This window comes from Brevundimonas sp. FV1ye4L (assembly GCF_058681255.1).
The window spans coordinates 1,110,937-1,125,196 of sequence record NZ_CM178734.1 but is presented as its reverse complement, the minus strand read 5'-3'; the positions used below and the strand labels follow the sequence as shown (position 1 = coordinate 1,125,196).

At 68.7% G+C, this 14,260-nt stretch carries 10 protein-coding genes; 6 read left to right on the top strand and 4 right to left on the bottom strand.

Annotation, left to right across the window (positions count from 1 at the left end; genetic code table 11):
• Positions 1-18 precede the first annotated feature (18 nt).
• The 4 genes from ACW17X_RS05340 to ACW17X_RS05325 all read left to right on the top strand — a co-directional run bounded on the left by ACW17X_RS05340 (position 19) and on the right by ACW17X_RS05325 (position 6,360).
• A complete protein-coding gene (locus ACW17X_RS05340; protein WP_492099994.1) occupies positions 19-1,257 on the top strand; it encodes a sugar ABC transporter substrate-binding protein in 1,239 nt (412 codons plus the stop codon).
• On the top strand, positions 1,254-2,186 hold the full coding sequence (locus ACW17X_RS05335) for a carbohydrate ABC transporter permease (RefSeq protein WP_492099993.1): 933 nt from the start codon (positions 1,254-1,256) through the stop codon (positions 2,184-2,186). Before ACW17X_RS05340 ends, ACW17X_RS05335 begins: the two co-directional genes overlap by 4 nt.
• Entirely contained in the window at positions 2,183-2,998 is an 816-nt protein-coding gene (locus ACW17X_RS05330) for a carbohydrate ABC transporter permease (RefSeq protein WP_492099992.1), read from the top strand. Before ACW17X_RS05335 ends, ACW17X_RS05330 begins: the two co-directional genes overlap by 4 nt.
• 152 nt (positions 2,999-3,150) lie before the next feature.
• Positions 3,151-6,360, top strand: a complete 3,210-nt coding sequence (locus tag ACW17X_RS05325) for a discoidin domain-containing protein (RefSeq protein WP_492099991.1) — start codon at positions 3,151-3,153, stop codon at positions 6,358-6,360.
• Between the two features lie 148 nt (positions 6,361-6,508).
• Here ACW17X_RS05325 and topA read toward each other — a convergent pair whose 3' ends face one another.
• The 3 genes from topA to plsY all read right to left on the bottom strand — a co-directional run bounded on the left by topA (position 6,509) and on the right by plsY (position 10,980).
• Entirely contained in the window at positions 6,509-9,136 is a 2,628-nt protein-coding gene (topA, locus tag ACW17X_RS05320; protein ID WP_492099990.1) for a type I DNA topoisomerase, read from the bottom strand.
• 138 nt (positions 9,137-9,274) lie between these two features.
• Complete coding sequence (gene dprA / locus ACW17X_RS05315) at positions 9,275-10,345, bottom strand: DNA-processing protein DprA (protein WP_492099989.1); 1,071 nt, start codon at positions 10,343-10,345, stop codon at positions 9,275-9,277.
• Positions 10,342-10,980 carry a glycerol-3-phosphate 1-O-acyltransferase PlsY gene (plsY, locus tag ACW17X_RS05310; protein WP_287927255.1) on the bottom strand — a complete coding sequence of 213 codons (639 nt, stop codon included), beginning with the start codon at positions 10,978-10,980 and terminating at the stop codon, positions 10,342-10,344. Before plsY ends, dprA begins: the two co-directional genes overlap by 4 nt.
• Positions 10,981-11,107: 127 nt before the next feature.
• Here plsY and ACW17X_RS05305 point away from each other — a divergent pair, with 127 nt between their 5' ends.
• Positions 11,108-12,040 (top strand): glycerophosphodiester phosphodiesterase family protein, encoded by a 933-nt coding sequence (locus ACW17X_RS05305; RefSeq protein WP_492099988.1) that lies wholly within the window; start codon positions 11,108-11,110, stop codon positions 12,038-12,040.
• A gap of 69 nt (positions 12,041-12,109) precedes the next feature.
• Positions 12,110-13,291: a 5-demethoxyubiquinol-8 5-hydroxylase UbiM gene (gene ubiM / locus ACW17X_RS05300; RefSeq protein WP_492099987.1), complete on the top strand. Its 1,182-nt coding sequence runs from the start codon at positions 12,110-12,112 to the stop codon at positions 13,289-13,291.
• 3 nt (positions 13,292-13,294) lie between these two features.
• Here ubiM and ACW17X_RS05295 read toward each other — a convergent pair whose 3' ends face one another.
• A complete protein-coding gene (locus tag ACW17X_RS05295; RefSeq protein ID WP_492099986.1) occupies positions 13,295-14,221 on the bottom strand; it encodes a DUF3693 domain-containing protein in 927 nt (308 codons plus the stop codon).
• Positions 14,222-14,260: the final 39 nt, after the last annotated feature.

The window sequence follows — 14,260 nt, the reverse complement described above, 5'->3', positions numbered from 1 at the left end:
CCGCACAGGCGCGGGGCTTTGGCGCTGCTGGCGGGCGGCGCGGCTGCGGCCTGTACGCCGCGCCGTGACGGCGAGACCATCCTGCGCTTCTGGGCCATGGGCAATGAGGGCGGGACGGTGGGCCAGCTGATGCCCGAGTTCGAGCGGCGCAATCCCGGCGTCCGGGTCGAGGTCCAGCCTCTGCCGTGGACCGCGGCCCACGAGAAGCTGTTGACCGCCTATGCCGGCGCCTCGCTGCCGGACGTCAGCCAGATCGGCAACACCTGGGTGTCGGAGCTGACCGCCATCGGCGCCCTGTCGCCGACCCCGCCCGCGGCGGCCGACCTGCTGACCGATCAGTTCGAGGCGGTGCTGGAGACCAACGAGGTAGCCGGCCGGGCCATGACCACGCCCTGGTACGTCGATACGCGGCTTCTGTTTTATCGCACCGACCTTCTGGCCCGCGCCGGCTTCGGCGCCCCGCCCCGGGACTGGGCCGAGTGGAAGCGGGCCATGCGCGGGATCAAGCGTGTGGCGGGCGGCGACAACTACGCCATCCTGCTGCCGTTGAACGAGTTCGAGCAGCTTCTGACCTTCGGCCTTCAGACCGAGGAGCCCTTGCTGCGGGACAGGAATACGCGCGGCAACTTCTCCAACCCCGGCTTCATCTCGGCCCTGGCCTTCTATCGCAGCCTGTTCGCCGAGGGCCTGGCGCCCCTGGCATCGGCGGCGCAGATCTCCAACGTCTGGACCGAGTTCGCGCGCGGCTATTTCAGCTTCTACTTCTCCGGCCCGTGGAGCGTGGGCGATTTCCGCAGCCGCTTGCCGGCGTCGTTTCAATCCAGCTGGGCCACGGCGGGCGTGCCGGGGCCGAACGGTCTGGGCGCCTCGGCGCCGGGTGGATCCAGCCTGGCGGTGTTCAAGTCGTCGCCGCATCAGGACGCCGCCTGGGCCCTGGTCCGCTATCTGTCCGAGCCGGCGGTGCAGGCCCGGTTCAACACCATCGTCGGCGACCTGCCGGCGCGGAAAAGCGCTTGGGACATCGCCCAGGTCGAGCGCGACCCGATGCTGGCGCCCTTCCGCGGCCAACTGGAGCGGGCCAAGGCCGTGCCCAAGGTTCCGGAATGGGAACGGATCGTGACTGAGATGCAGATCGTCGCCGAACGGATGGTGCGCGGCGAATATACCCCCGAGACTGCGGCCGCCGAGATCGATCGCCGGGCCGACCGGTTGCTGGAGAAGCGCCGCTGGATGATGGAACAGGGCAGGGCCGTATGACCGTCGTCGATCCGACATTGGCCCGACCGAAGCCGTCGCGTGGACGCGGGGCCAGAGAGCGCGCGGCCTGGGCCTTCGTCGCCCCGGCGATGATCGCCATCGGCCTGTTCTTCGCCCTTCCCGTGATCGCGGCCCTGCTGCTCAGCCTGACCGACTTCGACATCTACGCCCTGGCGGATCTCGACAATCTGCGCTTCGTCGGCTTGCAGAACTATGAGCGGCTGATGACCAATCCGCTGTTCTGGGGGGCGATGAAGAACACCCTGACCTTCGCGGTCCTGGGCGTGCCCCTGTCCATTGCGGCCTCTCTGGCGGCGGCGGTGATTCTGAACGCGCGGGTGGTGAAGTGGCGGCCGATCTGGCGGGTCATGTTCTTCGCCCCCTATGTCACCACCCTGGTCGCCACCGCCGTGGTGTGGCGCTATCTGCTGCACACCCGCTACGGCGTCATCAACTGGGGGCTGGAGAGCATCGGCCTGCCGGCCGTCGACTGGCTGGGCCAGCCCTCGACCTCCATCCCCGCCATCCTGATGTTCGTGGTCTGGAAGATCTTCGGCTACAATATGCTGATCTTCCTGGCCGTGCTTCAGACCGTGCCGGACGACCTGTATGAGGCCGCCCGCATAGACGGCGCCGGGCCGTGGAAACAGTTCCGCCATGTCACCCTGCCGGCCATCGCGCCGACCATGTTGCTGGTCTCGATCATATCGGTCGCCAGCTTCTTCCAGCTGTTCGCCGAACCCTATGTGATGACCCAGGGCGGCCCGGCCCAGAGCACGGTGACGGTGCTCTACTTCATGTACGAGGAAGGCTTCAAATGGTGGAACCTGGGCTCCGCCAGCGCGGTCGCCTTCGTCCTGTTCCTGTGCATCCTGGCCATCACCCTGGTGCAGCTGGCCGTGGCCAAGCGGGTGGGGGCGTATCAGTGAAACTCCGCGCCATCTTCCTCAACCTCGCCGTCGCCCTGATCGCCCTCGTCGTCCTGTTCCCGCTGGTCTGGATGGCGTCGGTCAGCTTCATGCCGACCGGCGAGGCGGCGACCTTCCCACCGCCGCTGGTCCCGTCGCGCTGGACGCTGGAGCATTATCAGGACCTGTTTCTGAACCAGGGCATGGGCCGCTATCTGTGGAATAGTTTCGCCCTGGCGACCCTGGCCACCATCCTGGCGCTCAGCTTCACCGTCCCGGCCGGCTACGCCTTCGCCAAGCTGAAGTTCACCGGGCGTGAGCGGCTGTTCCAGTTCCTGGTCGCCGCCCTGGTGGTGCCGGCCCAGATCGGCACCCTGCCGCTGTTCCTGATGCTGAAGGGGATGGGGCTGGTGAACACCTATGCCGGGGCGCTGGTGCCCTGGCTGGCCTCGATCTTCGGCCTGTTCCTGGTGCGCCAGTATGCGCTGAGCATTCCCGACGAGATGCTGGAGGCCGCCCGGATCGACGGCGCGAGCGAGGGGCAGATCTTCCGCCGAATCGTCCTGCCGACGCTGCAGCCGATCATCGTCACCCTGGGCCTGTTCGTCTTCCTGGGCAGCTGGAACGACTTCCTCTGGCCGCTGATCATCCTGACGGACCAGTCGAACTACACCCTGCCGGTCGCCCTGGCGGCCCTGTCGCGCGAACATGTGCAGGATGTCGAACTGATGATGGCGGGCGCCGTCGTCACGGTCGCGCCCGTCCTGATCCTCTTTCTCGCCCTGCAACGCTACTACATCCGCGGCATGCTCGCGGGCAGCGTGAAGGGGTGATCCGTGTAGCCCTCTACTGCCGTCATCCTGGGCCTTGTGCCTAGGATCCATAGACTCCGTCGAGGACGGGACGCACGCCTTCGACACCGGGCGTATGGATCCTCGGGACAAGCCCGAGGATGACGGCAACAGAGGAAATTGGAGTAATCCGAATGCGTATCCTGACCTCCGCCCTCGCGCTCAGCGCCGCCCTGATGGCCGCCCCCGCCGTCGCCCAGGACGCGCGCGTCCTCGACAGCATGGACGACGCGTCGCGGTGGCAGGCCAGCGCCTCGACCGACGTCCATGCCGCCGTCTCCGCCGTGGCGGGGCATGACGGTCGGGCCGTCCGGCTCGACTACGACTTCGACGGCAAGGCCGGCTATGCGGTGCTCAGCCGGCCCCTGCCGTTCGACCTGCCCGACAATTACGAGATCAGCTTCTGGGTGCGCGGCGCCGGGCCGGTCAACACTTTCGAGGTCAAGCTGACCGACGCCTCAGCCGAGAACGTCTGGTGGAAACAGACGGCCCGCTACGACTTCCCCGACGGCTGGACGAAGTTCGTGATCAAGCGCCGCCAGGTGTCCAAGGCCTGGGGGCCCAGCCCGGAGACCGTGCTGCGACGCGCTGAACGCGTCGAGTTCGTCGTGGTGGCGGCGGAAGGCGGCAAGGGGGCGGTCGAGATTGACCAACTGAGCCTGCGCGCCCTGCCGGTCGATCTCTTGGTTCCGCCCCAGCCGGTCGCCGCCGACGGCCGGCCACAGACGACCGCCGCCAACGCCGTCGATCTGGACCCGAAGACCGCCTGGACCCCGCCGGTGGGCGAACCGTCGGCCCTGACCCTGGACCTGGGCTATGAGCGCGAGTTCGGCGGCTTGACCCTGCGCTGGGGCGAGCGGGGGGCGGCGTCGGACTATCGGATTTCGGCCTCGACCGACGGGCGCGACTGGCGGGACCTGGCGACAGTTCAGGGCGGGAACGGCGGCGTCGACTGGCTGCGCACGCCTGAGGCGACGGCGCGCTGGCTGCGGCTTGAGCCGTTGCGACCCGTTCCGGCGCCCGACGTCGTCGGATCGTCCGGCGCCGGCCAGCGGCTGGGCGCGGGGCAGGCGACGACCTATGCGTTGAACGAGGTCGAGGTCGAATCCCTGGCCTTCGGCGAGGACGCCACGGCCTTCGTGGAGGCGGTGGCCAAGGAGAACCGACGCGGCCTCTATCCACGCGGCTTTTTCGGGGAACAGCCCTACTGGACCCTGGTCGGGGTCGACGGCGGCGGCGAGAGCGGCCTAATCGGCGAGGACGGCGCCATCGAACTGCGCCGCGCCGGCCCCAGCATCGAACCCTTCGTCGTCGACAACGGGCGGCTGATCACCTGGGCCGACGTCAATATCGAACAGGGGCTGAGGGACGACGACCTGCCCATACCGTCCGTGACCTGGACCGCCGACGATTGGACGCTGAAGATCACCAGCTTCGCCGACGGCGCGCCGGACCGGGCGCGTCTGTGGGGCCGCTATGACCTGACCAACACCTCCAACCGGCCCCGCACCCTGACCCTGGCCCTGACGGCGCGGCCGTTCCAGGTCAACGGGCCGGTGCAGTTCCTGGCCATTCCGGGCGGGGTGGCGCCGGTCGAGCGGATCGCCTGGGACGGCGCGAGCCTCACGCTGAACGACGACGTCCGGGTCCAGCCCCTGACCGCGCCGGACGCTGTGGGGGCTTCGAGCTTCGACGCAGGGGCCGATCCTCAATCATTGATTTTACCGACGGTGCGACGGCCCGCCGGCGAGCCGGTCGCCGTCTCCGACGCCACGGACCTGCCGGCCGGGGCCCTGTTGTATGAGGCGACGCTCCAGCCCGGCGAGACACGCACCTTCGGCTTCCTCTCGCCGCTGGCGGGCGAGACGCCGCAGCCGCAGGCCGGGCAGGGCGTCGCCGCGCTGGATCAGGCCGAGCAGGCGCTGGCGGCGGAGTGGCGCGAGAAGCTGGACCGGGTGGACCTGACCCTGCCGCCCGCCGCCCAGCGGATCGAGGACGCGTTGAAGTCGTCCCTGGCCCATATGCTGATGTCGCGTCAGGGGCCGATCCTGCAACCCGGCACCCGCAGCTACAACCGTTCCTGGATCCGCGACGGGGCCATGATGGCCGAGGGGCTGAACCGGCTGGGCATGGCCGAGCATTCGGCTGACTATCTGCGCTGGTACGCCCCCTATGTGTTCGACAACGGCAAGGTCCCTTGCTGCGTCGATGCGCGGGGCGCCGACCCGGTGCCCGAGAACGACAGCCACGGCGAGTTCGTCTTCCTGGCCGCCGAGACCTATCGCTACACCGGCGACGAGGCCCTGCTGCGCCAGGTCTGGCCCCAGGTTCAGAAGGCGATCGCCTATATGGACGATCTGCGCGCCTCGACCCGCACCACCGCCTTCCAGACTCCCGACCAGCGCCACCTTTACGGCCTGCTGCCGCCGACGATCAGCCACGAGGGCTATTCGGACAAGGCGGCCTATTCCTACTGGGACGATTTCTGGGGCCTGCTGGGCTACAGGGACGCGGTCTTCATCGCGCAGACCCTGGGCGACGCCGAGGCCGCCGCCCGCTACGCCGCCGCGCGTGATCAGTTCGCCGCCGACATCCGCGCCTCCATCGTCGCGACGGCCGAACATCACGACATCGACTGGATCGCGGGCGCCGCCGACCGCGGCGATTTCGACGCCACCTCGACCACGATCGCCCTGTCGCCGTCGGGCGAGCAGGATAATCTTCCGCCCGAACTGATGGCGCGAACCTTCGATCTCTATTGGGAAAACTTCCAGAACCGCCTGACCAATCGCACCGCGTGGAAGGACTACACCCCCTACGAATGGCGGCTGGTCGGCGCCTATGTGCGGCTGGGCCAGAAGGACCGCGCCCTGGCGGTGCTGGACTTCCTGATGGCCGACCGCCGGCCCGAGGCCTGGAACGGCTGGGCCGAGGTGGTGGGACGCGACAAGCGCGAGCCCCGCTTCATCGGCGACATGCCCCACGCCTGGATCAGCTCCGACTATATCCGCTCGGCCCTGGACTTGTTCGCCTACGAACGGGACCGCGATCACGCCCTGGTGCTGGCGGCGGGCGTGCCGGAGGCCTGGCTGGATACGAAGGAGGGCGTGGGGGTGAAGGACCTGCGCACGGCCTATGGGGCGCTGACCTACGCCTATCGCAAACAGGGGGCGGCCTATGTGCTGACCCTTGGCCAAGGCGCGACCCCGCCGGGCGGGTTTGTGCTGCAATGGCCGGCCGGGGAGGGGCGGCCGGAGCGGGTGCGCATCGACGGCCGCGCCGCGCAGTGGACCGGCGACGAACTGGCGATCCCCGTGGGCGCGCGGCGGATCACCCTCAACTGATCCTTCTCCCCTTGCGGGAGAAGGTGGCCCGCAGGGCCGGATGAGGGGTTGGTCCATCTCCAACGAAAAAGGGCCGGTCATGCACTGACCTACCCCTCATCCGACCTCGCTTCGCTCGGCCAACTTCTCCCGCAAGGGGAGAAGGACGTCAGTCTTCCGTCTTGGCCTTGGTTTTCTTCGCCGGCGCCTTCTTGGCGGCCGGCTTCTTCGCAGCAGCAGCCGCCTTCTTCGGCGCAGCCGCCTTCTTCGCCGGGGCCTTCTTCTTCGGCGCGGCGCCGGCCTTGGCGGCGAGCAGGGGCAGGGCGTCTTCCAGGGTCAGGTCTTCGGGCGCCGTGCCCTTGGGCAGGGTGGCGTTGATCTTGCCCGATTTGACGTAGGGACCGAAGCGGCCGGCCATGACGTGGATCGGCTCGCCCGTCTCCGGGTGGGCGCCCAGGTCCTTCAGCGGGGCGGTGGCGGCGCCGCGTCCGGGCCTTCCGGCGCGCTTCTCGGCCAGCAGGGCGACGGCGCGGTTCAGGCCAACCTCGAACACCTCGTCGATGTCCGACACGTTCGCATAGGTGCCGGCGTGCAGAACGAAGGGTCCGTAACGACCCAGGCCGGCCGTGATCATCTTGCCGTCCTCGGGGTGGACCCCGACTTCACGCGGCAGCGCCAGCAGGCGCAGGGCCTGGTCCAGCGTCAGCGAGGCGGGCGACCAACCCTTGGGCAGGGACGAGCGTTTGGGCTTGTCACCCTCGGGCGGCGTGATTTCGACATAGGGGCCGAAACGGCCGATCTTCAGCTGCACCGGCTGGCCGGTCTCGGGATCCATGCCCAGTTCGCGATCGCCGCTTTCGGCCGATCCGTCCTCAGCCGACGGGCTGGCGACGGGGCGGGTGTATTTGCAGTCCGGGTACCGTTCGCAGCCGATGAAGGCGCCGAACCGGCTGGTCTTCAGGCTGAGCTGGCCCTGGTGGCACAGCGGGCATTCGCGCGGGTCGGACCCGTCTTCCTTGGCCGGGAAGATATGAGCCCCCAGCGACTCGTTCAGCGCGTCCAGAATGGCCGTGGTGCGCAGTTCGCCGGCGGCCTGGGTCGCGGCGTGGAAGTCCGACCAGAACTCACGCAGCAGCACCTTCCAGTCCAGCTGACCGGCGGACACCTCGTCCAGACGCGTCTCCAGGGCGGCGGTGAAGTCGTATTCGACCCATTTCCGGAAGAATTGCTCCAGGAAGGCCGTGACCAGCCGTCCCTTGTCCTCGGGATAGAAGCGGTTCTTGTCCACCCGCACATATTCGCGGTCGCGCAGGGTCGACAGGGTCGAGGCGTAGGTCGACGGCCGGCCGATGCCCAGCTCTTCCAGCTTCTTCACCAGGGTGGCTTCCGAATAGCGCGGAGGCGGTTCGGTGAAATGCTGATCGGTGCGGATGGCGTCGACCTTGGCCTTGGCGCCTTCCTTCAGCGCGGGCAGGCGGCTGGTGTCGTCGCCCTCGTCCTCTTCCGCGCCCTTCTGTTTCTCGTCGCGGCCTTCTTCATAGACGGCCAGGAAGCCGTCGAAGGTCACCACCTGGCCGGTGGCGCGCAGGCCGGTCAGGCCGTCCGAGGTTTCGATCTCCACCGTGGTGCGGTCCATGCGCGCCGCCTCCATCTGCGAGGCGACCATCCGCTTCCAGATCAGCTCGTACAGACGCTGAAGATCGGATTCGAGGCGCAGACTGTCCGGATGACGGGCGATGTTCGTCGGCCGGATCGCTTCGTGCGCTTCCTGAGCATTCTTGGCCTTGGTCTTGTAATAGCGCGGTTCCTGCGGAACGAAGGCCGGGCCGAATTCCTTGGTGATAACCTCCCGCGCCTGGGCGATGCCCTCGGGCGTGGTCTGGACGCCGTCGGTCCGCATATAGGTGATCAGACCGCCGGTCTCGTCGACGCCCTCATACAGTTTCTGCGCCGCCTGCATGGTGCGCTGGGCGCTGAAGCCCAGCTTGCGCGACGCTTCCTGTTGCAGGGTCGAGGTGGTGAAGGGCGGGGCCGGATTGCGGCGGACGGGCTTCTTCTCGACCGAGTGGATGGTGAAGTCGCCGGCGTCGATGGCCGCACGCGCAGCGGCGGCGGTCGCCTCGTCCTTGATGTCCAGACGCTGCACTCGCTTGCCGGCGTGCTTGACCAGACGGGCGGTGAAGGGCGGGCTGTCGGCGTTCAGGTCGGCCTCGATGGACCAGTATTCCTGCGCCTTGAACTTCTCGATCTCCATCTCGCGATCGACGACGATGCGCAGGGCGACGGATTGGACCCGCCCGGCCGAGCGCGCGCCCGGCAGCTTGCGCCACAGGACCGGCGACAGGGTGAAACCGACCAGATAGTCCAGGGCGCGGCGGGCCAGATAGGCATTCACCAGCTCCATGTCGATCTGGCGCGGTGCGGCCATGGCGTCCAGCACGGCGGATTTGGTGATGGCGTTGAAGGTGACGCGCTCGACGTGCGTGTCCTTCAGCGCCTTCTTCTTGTTCAGCACTTCGAGCACGTGCCAGCTGATGGCTTCCCCTTCGCGGTCGGGGTCGGTCGCGAGGATGACGCGGTCGGCGCGCTTGGCGGCCTCGGCGATTTCGGACAGCCGCTTGGCGCCCTTGGCGTCGGCCTCCCAGTGCATGGAGAAGTCGTCGTCGGGCAGGACCGAGCCGTCCTTCGACGGCAGGTCGCGGACGTGGCCGTAGGACGCCAGAACCTCATAGCCGGAGCCGAGGTATTTATTGATGGTCTTGGCCTTTGCGGGGCTCTCGACGATAACGAGGTTCATGCGTGTTCGGTCTCGGGAAGGGGCGCGAACGTGGTTGGAGCGGAGCCATGTGTCAATGCACCGGCCGCCGGACGCCCGTAAACTTGCGGAATATCGGGTGACTATCACGGATCGAAGACGAATCCGGAAGAGACTTCACTATATGGACGCCAGGCCGCCGGGCAGCAGCTCGGCGCGGCCCGCCAGGCTCAACTCCAGCAGGGCGGCGGCGACCTGGCCCATGGGGGCGTTCAGGGCGCGGGCGATCTCGTCGCGCGGCGTCGGGGTGGGGGACAGCAGGGCGGCGACCCGGTCCAGGAAGGCGTCGTCCACCTCGTCATAGTTCATGGGATCCGACGGCGGCGCGCGCAGGGTGCGTAAGGTGTTGAAGGCGCGCTCGATATCCTCGATCCCCTCGCACAGGATGGCCCCCTGGCGCAGCAGTTCGTTGGGGCCCTTGGCGCGCGGGTCCAGCGGCGAGCCCGGCACGGCGAAGACGTCGCGCCCCTGTTCCGCCGCCAGCCGGGCGGTGATCAGCGAGCCGGACTTGATCTCGGCCTCCACCACCACGACGCCGCGGGACAGGCCGGAGATGATGCGGTTGCGGCGGGGGAAGTCGCGCGCCTGGGCGCGGGCGCCGATGGGGCTTTCGGACACGACGCAGCCCTGATCGATCAGCCGGGCGTAGAGGTCGGCGTGCTCGGGCGGATAGACGTCGTCCACACCGCCGCCCAGCACAGCGACAGTCCCGGTCGCCAGAGCGCCTTCGTGGGCGGCGGCGTCGATGCCGCGCGCCATGCCCGAGACGACGACATGGCCGGCCTGACCCAGTTGCAGCGCCAGGCCGCGCGCGATCCGCTGGCCGCCGGCCGAGGCGATCCGGGCGCCGACGATGGCGACACAGGGCGCGTTCAGCAGTTCGACCCGACCCCGGGTCCACAGAATCGGCGGCGGCGGATCCAGCGCGGCCAGCATCTCGGGATAGTCGGCGTCGCCCAGCACCAGCAGCCGGGCGCCGATCCGCTCGCCGTCGGCCAATTCGCGTTCGATTCGCGCTATGGGCGGCGGAATGGAGGCCGCGCCGGACTTGCGGACCAGATCGGGCAGGACCTCCAGCACGCTAACGGCGGTGCCGTAGCGGGTCAGCAGCTGGGAAAAGGCGACGGGACCGATGCGGTCGGTGCGGGCGAGCCGCAGCCGGGCGAACCGCTCGTCCGCCGACAGGCTCACGCCTTCTTGGCCCCGATACGCGGTTCCTCGCCCTTCAGCAGCCGGGCGATGTTCTCGTGGTGGCGGACCCAGATCAGCACGGCGGCGAAGACGGTCAGGCACAGGATCGGCATCGCCACCGGCAGGCCGACGGCGGCGAGCGGCAGCAGGGCCAGCAGGGGCGCGGTCGCCGACGAGATCAGGGCCGCCAGCGACGAATAGCGGAAGACGAAGGCGCTGATCAGCCAGACCGCTCCGGCCATCAGGCCCAGTGGCCAGGCGGCGGCCAGCAGCAGACCATAAAAGGTGGCCACGCCCTTGCCGCCCTTGAACTTCAGCCAGACGGGAAACAGGTGGCCCAGGAAGGCCGCGCCGCCGGCGATGGCGCCCGCGACCTCGCTGTCGAACAGGGCGCGCGCGATCAGCAGGGCGACGGCGCCCTTGCCGGCGTCCAGCAGCAGGGTGGCCAAGGCCAGATCCTTGCGCCCGGTGCGCAGCACATTGGTCGCGCCGATATTGCCGGACCCGATGTTGCGCACGTCGCCGGCGCCGGCGGCGCGGGTGATCACCACGCCGAACGGAATCGAGCCGAGCAGATAGCCGCCCAGCGCGACCAGCGCCAAGGTCCCGATTGCGGGGCCCACTAGATCCTGCACGTTGATTCTCTCCCCACGGAATGCTGTGGCAAAATGCGTCGGCAAGCGTTGCGGAGCAAGGGCGATCCGACCTCTTGACCCGATGATTGACGCGGGGTCAGGTCCGCCCGCCCTGCCGGAGAGTCTGATGACCCGAATCCCCACCGCCGCCGCCCTGATTTTGCTGCTGTCCACCTCGGCCTGCGTCGGCGCGGGCCTGTCGCGCCCGGCGCCCACAGCCGGACCGGCCTTGGCCGCCTATTTCGACTGCGTCCGCGACGGCGGCGTGGCCATTTCGGCGCACCGGGCGGTCTCGGCCATGGACCAGCCCGAGAATTCCATCGCCGCCATCCTGGCCACGGGCCTCGCCATTCCGGGCGCCATCCTCGAACTGGACGCCGTCCTGACCAAGGACGGCCATCTGGTCCTGATGCACGACGATACCATGGACCGGACCACGACCGGCCAGGGCCGCGTCGCCGACCTGACCCTGGCCCAGGTCAAGGCCGCCCGGCTTAAGGCCTCGAACGGCGCCCTGACCGACGCCGCGCCCCCGACCCTGGCCGAGGCGCTGGACGCCGTCGGGCGCGTCGGCGCCATCGCCAGTCTGGACCTGAAGCCGGCGGACGGCGCCACCACGGTCGATCTGGCCCGCGCCGTGATCGATCAGGTGCGCCGCTCGGGCGCGCAGAACCGGGTCATACTGATCACCTATAATGACGCCGACGCCCGCGCCGTGGCGGCCCTGGCGCCGGAGATGATGATCTCGGCCGGTCTGGATGGCGTGGAGGAGCTGGAGGGTCTGAACCCGGCCCAGATCCTGGCCTGGACCGGCACGCGCGAGGAAAGGCCCGCCCTGTGGTCGGCCCTGCGTCAGGCAGGCGTCGAGGTCCAGTTCGGCACCCTGGGGGCGGAGGGGCGCCGCCGCGACGACCGCTATGCCGCCGACGGCGACGTCTCCGAATATCGCGACCTGTTCCGCCAGGGCGTCACCGTGATCGCCACCGACACGCCTCTGGCGGTCCAGTCGGTGCTGGGCGCCGAGGTGGCCAAGGCCGCAACCTGCCGCCGCCCGCGCTAACGCGACGATTTGCGCTCGATCAAGGAGCGGACGAACCGGCTAGGGCAGGAGTAGGATCAGGAGTTCAGCATGCGCGATGATCTGATGTTCGACGTGGCCGTGGTCGGGGCCGGACCGGCAGGCCTGGCCTTCACCCGGTCCCTGGCCGGGGCGGGGCTGACGATCGCCCTGATCGAGGCGCAGGACGAGGCGGCCTTGCGCGATCCCGCCTTCGACGGCCGCGAGATCGCCCTGACCCACAACTCGATCCGCCTGTTGAAGTCCCTCGACGCCTGGGACCGGATCCCGGCCGCGGACATATCGGACCTGCGCGAGGCGCGGGTGCTGGACGGCGGCTCGCCCTTCGCCCTGACCTTCGACGCCGGCGGCGCCGACCGGCTGGGCGTCCTGATCCCCAACCACCTGATCCGCCGCGCCCTGTTCGAAGTCGTGGAAGGCCAGCCGGGCGTGACCCTGATGGCCGGACGGCGGGTGTCGAGCTGTACTGTCCAGGGCGCCGCCCCGCGCGGCCGGGTCGTGCTGGACGACGGCGCGACGCTCCGGGCCAGGCTGATCGTGGCGGCGGATTCCCGCTTCTCCGGCGTGCGCGACCAACTGGGCGTCGGGGTCGAGATGAACCGGCTGGGTCGCTCGATGATGGTCTGCCGGATGCGTCACGATCAGGCGCACGGCCATGTCGCCACCGAATGGTTCGACCACCGTCAGACCGTCGCCCTGCTGCCCGTCGCGGACGTTGATGAGCGGGTCTCCTCCGTCGTCCTGACCCTGGCCGCTCCCGCCATCGCCGACCTGATGCGCCTGTCGCCCGAGGCCTTTGCGGTCGAGATGGAGCGGCGGCTGAAGGGCCGGCTGACCGGGCTGGAATTGGTCAGCGAACGCTGCGCCTATCCCCTGGCCACCACCTGGAGCCGCCGGTTCGCGGGCGAGGGTTTCGCCCTGATCGGCGACGCCGCCGTGGGCATGCATCCGGTCACCGCCCACGGCTTCAACCTGGGTCTGCGCGGACAGGATACCTTGGCCAAGCAGGTGAAGTCGGCGCGCGGCGGGGACATCGGCTCGGAACGCCTGCTGGCCCGTTATGAACGCGACCACCGCCTTGCCAGCTGGCCCCTGTACCAGGGCACCAACGCCCTGGTCCGCCTGTTCACCCAGGAAACGCCCCCGGCCCGTCTCGCGCGCGGCGCCGCCCTGCGCGCCGGCCAGGCGACGGCGCCGTTCAAACGGGTGGTGAAGCGGATGCTGACGGCGTGAGTCCTACTGTTTCGCGGACAGCAGGGCTTCCAGGGCGCGGGTGAAGCCGACCGGCGCGACGCTCAGATGGTCCTCGTCTTCCAGCACCATCGACCGAACCGTCAGGTTCGGATAGGCATGGGACTTCAGGGTACGCTCCATGGTCCGCACGTCGGCGACCATGTCGTTTTCGCTGGTGTTGCGGCGATCCGACCCAGGCACTTCCCAGCCGCCGATATACATGAAGACGTCGGCCGGCAGGTCGCGGTGAGACCGGGCGTATTCCGCCTCTATCTTCATAATGCGGTGGTTGTCGAACCAGAAGGACGGGCTGCCTAAGGCGTAGCCGGAGAACAGGGCCGGATCGGTGAACAGGATCTGGGCGCCGAGCAGACCGCCATAGGAGTGACCCAGCAGGATGCGGCGGGCGGGATCGGCGCGGAACCGACTTTCGATGAAGGGCAGGACCTCGGTTTTCAGATAGGTCTGATAGGCTGGCCCTTGACCGTGGATCATGGAACTGGCGCGTCGTGGGCCGTTCGGGGTGGGGGTATAGTCGCGGTTTCGGCTCACCGTGCCGCTGTCGCCGCGTGAATAGGACAGGCCCACCAGGATGAACTCCTCGATCACCGGCCCGTCCAGGTTCATTCGGCGCGCGATCTGACGGATGATGGGGAAGGCGTAGTCGGCGTCGGTGACGTAGAGAACCGGATAGCGGCGCTGTGGACTGGTCTCATAGCTGGCGGGCAGACTGACGAAGACCTCGTAGTCTCGGCCCGAGACGGGATCCGGCACGGTCCAGACCTGTGTGCCCTTTAGCACATAGGGGGCGCCTTCGGTCGGCGCATCAGGCGCGGGCGATGACTGCGCGTCGGCTCGTTCCGAACACCCCATGACGGCGCCGGCCAACAAGACCAGCCCCAGACCGGCGGTGCGTTTCCAGATCGTCATGTGCGATTCCCCAAGCTTCACTTTCGTCGAGCCTAGGGC

Coding starts and splice junctions, on each gene's coding strand:
- ACW17X_RS05335 (WP_492099993.1), top strand. CDS start 1,254: ATGACCGTCGTCGATCCGACATTGGCCCGACCGAAGCCGTCGCGTGGA.
- ACW17X_RS05325 (WP_492099991.1), top strand. CDS start 3,151: ATGCGTATCCTGACCTCCGCCCTCGCGCTCAGCGCCGCCCTGATGGCC.
- topA (WP_492099990.1), bottom strand. CDS start 9,136: ATGAACCTCGTTATCGTCGAGAGCCCCGCAAAGGCCAAGACCATCAAT.
- ACW17X_RS05305 (WP_492099988.1), top strand. CDS start 11,108: ATGACCCGAATCCCCACCGCCGCCGCCCTGATTTTGCTGCTGTCCACC.
- ACW17X_RS05295 (WP_492099986.1), bottom strand. CDS start 14,221: ATGACGATCTGGAAACGCACCGCCGGTCTGGGGCTGGTCTTGTTGGCC.
- ubiM (WP_492099987.1), top strand. CDS start 12,110: ATGCGCGATGATCTGATGTTCGACGTGGCCGTGGTCGGGGCCGGACCG.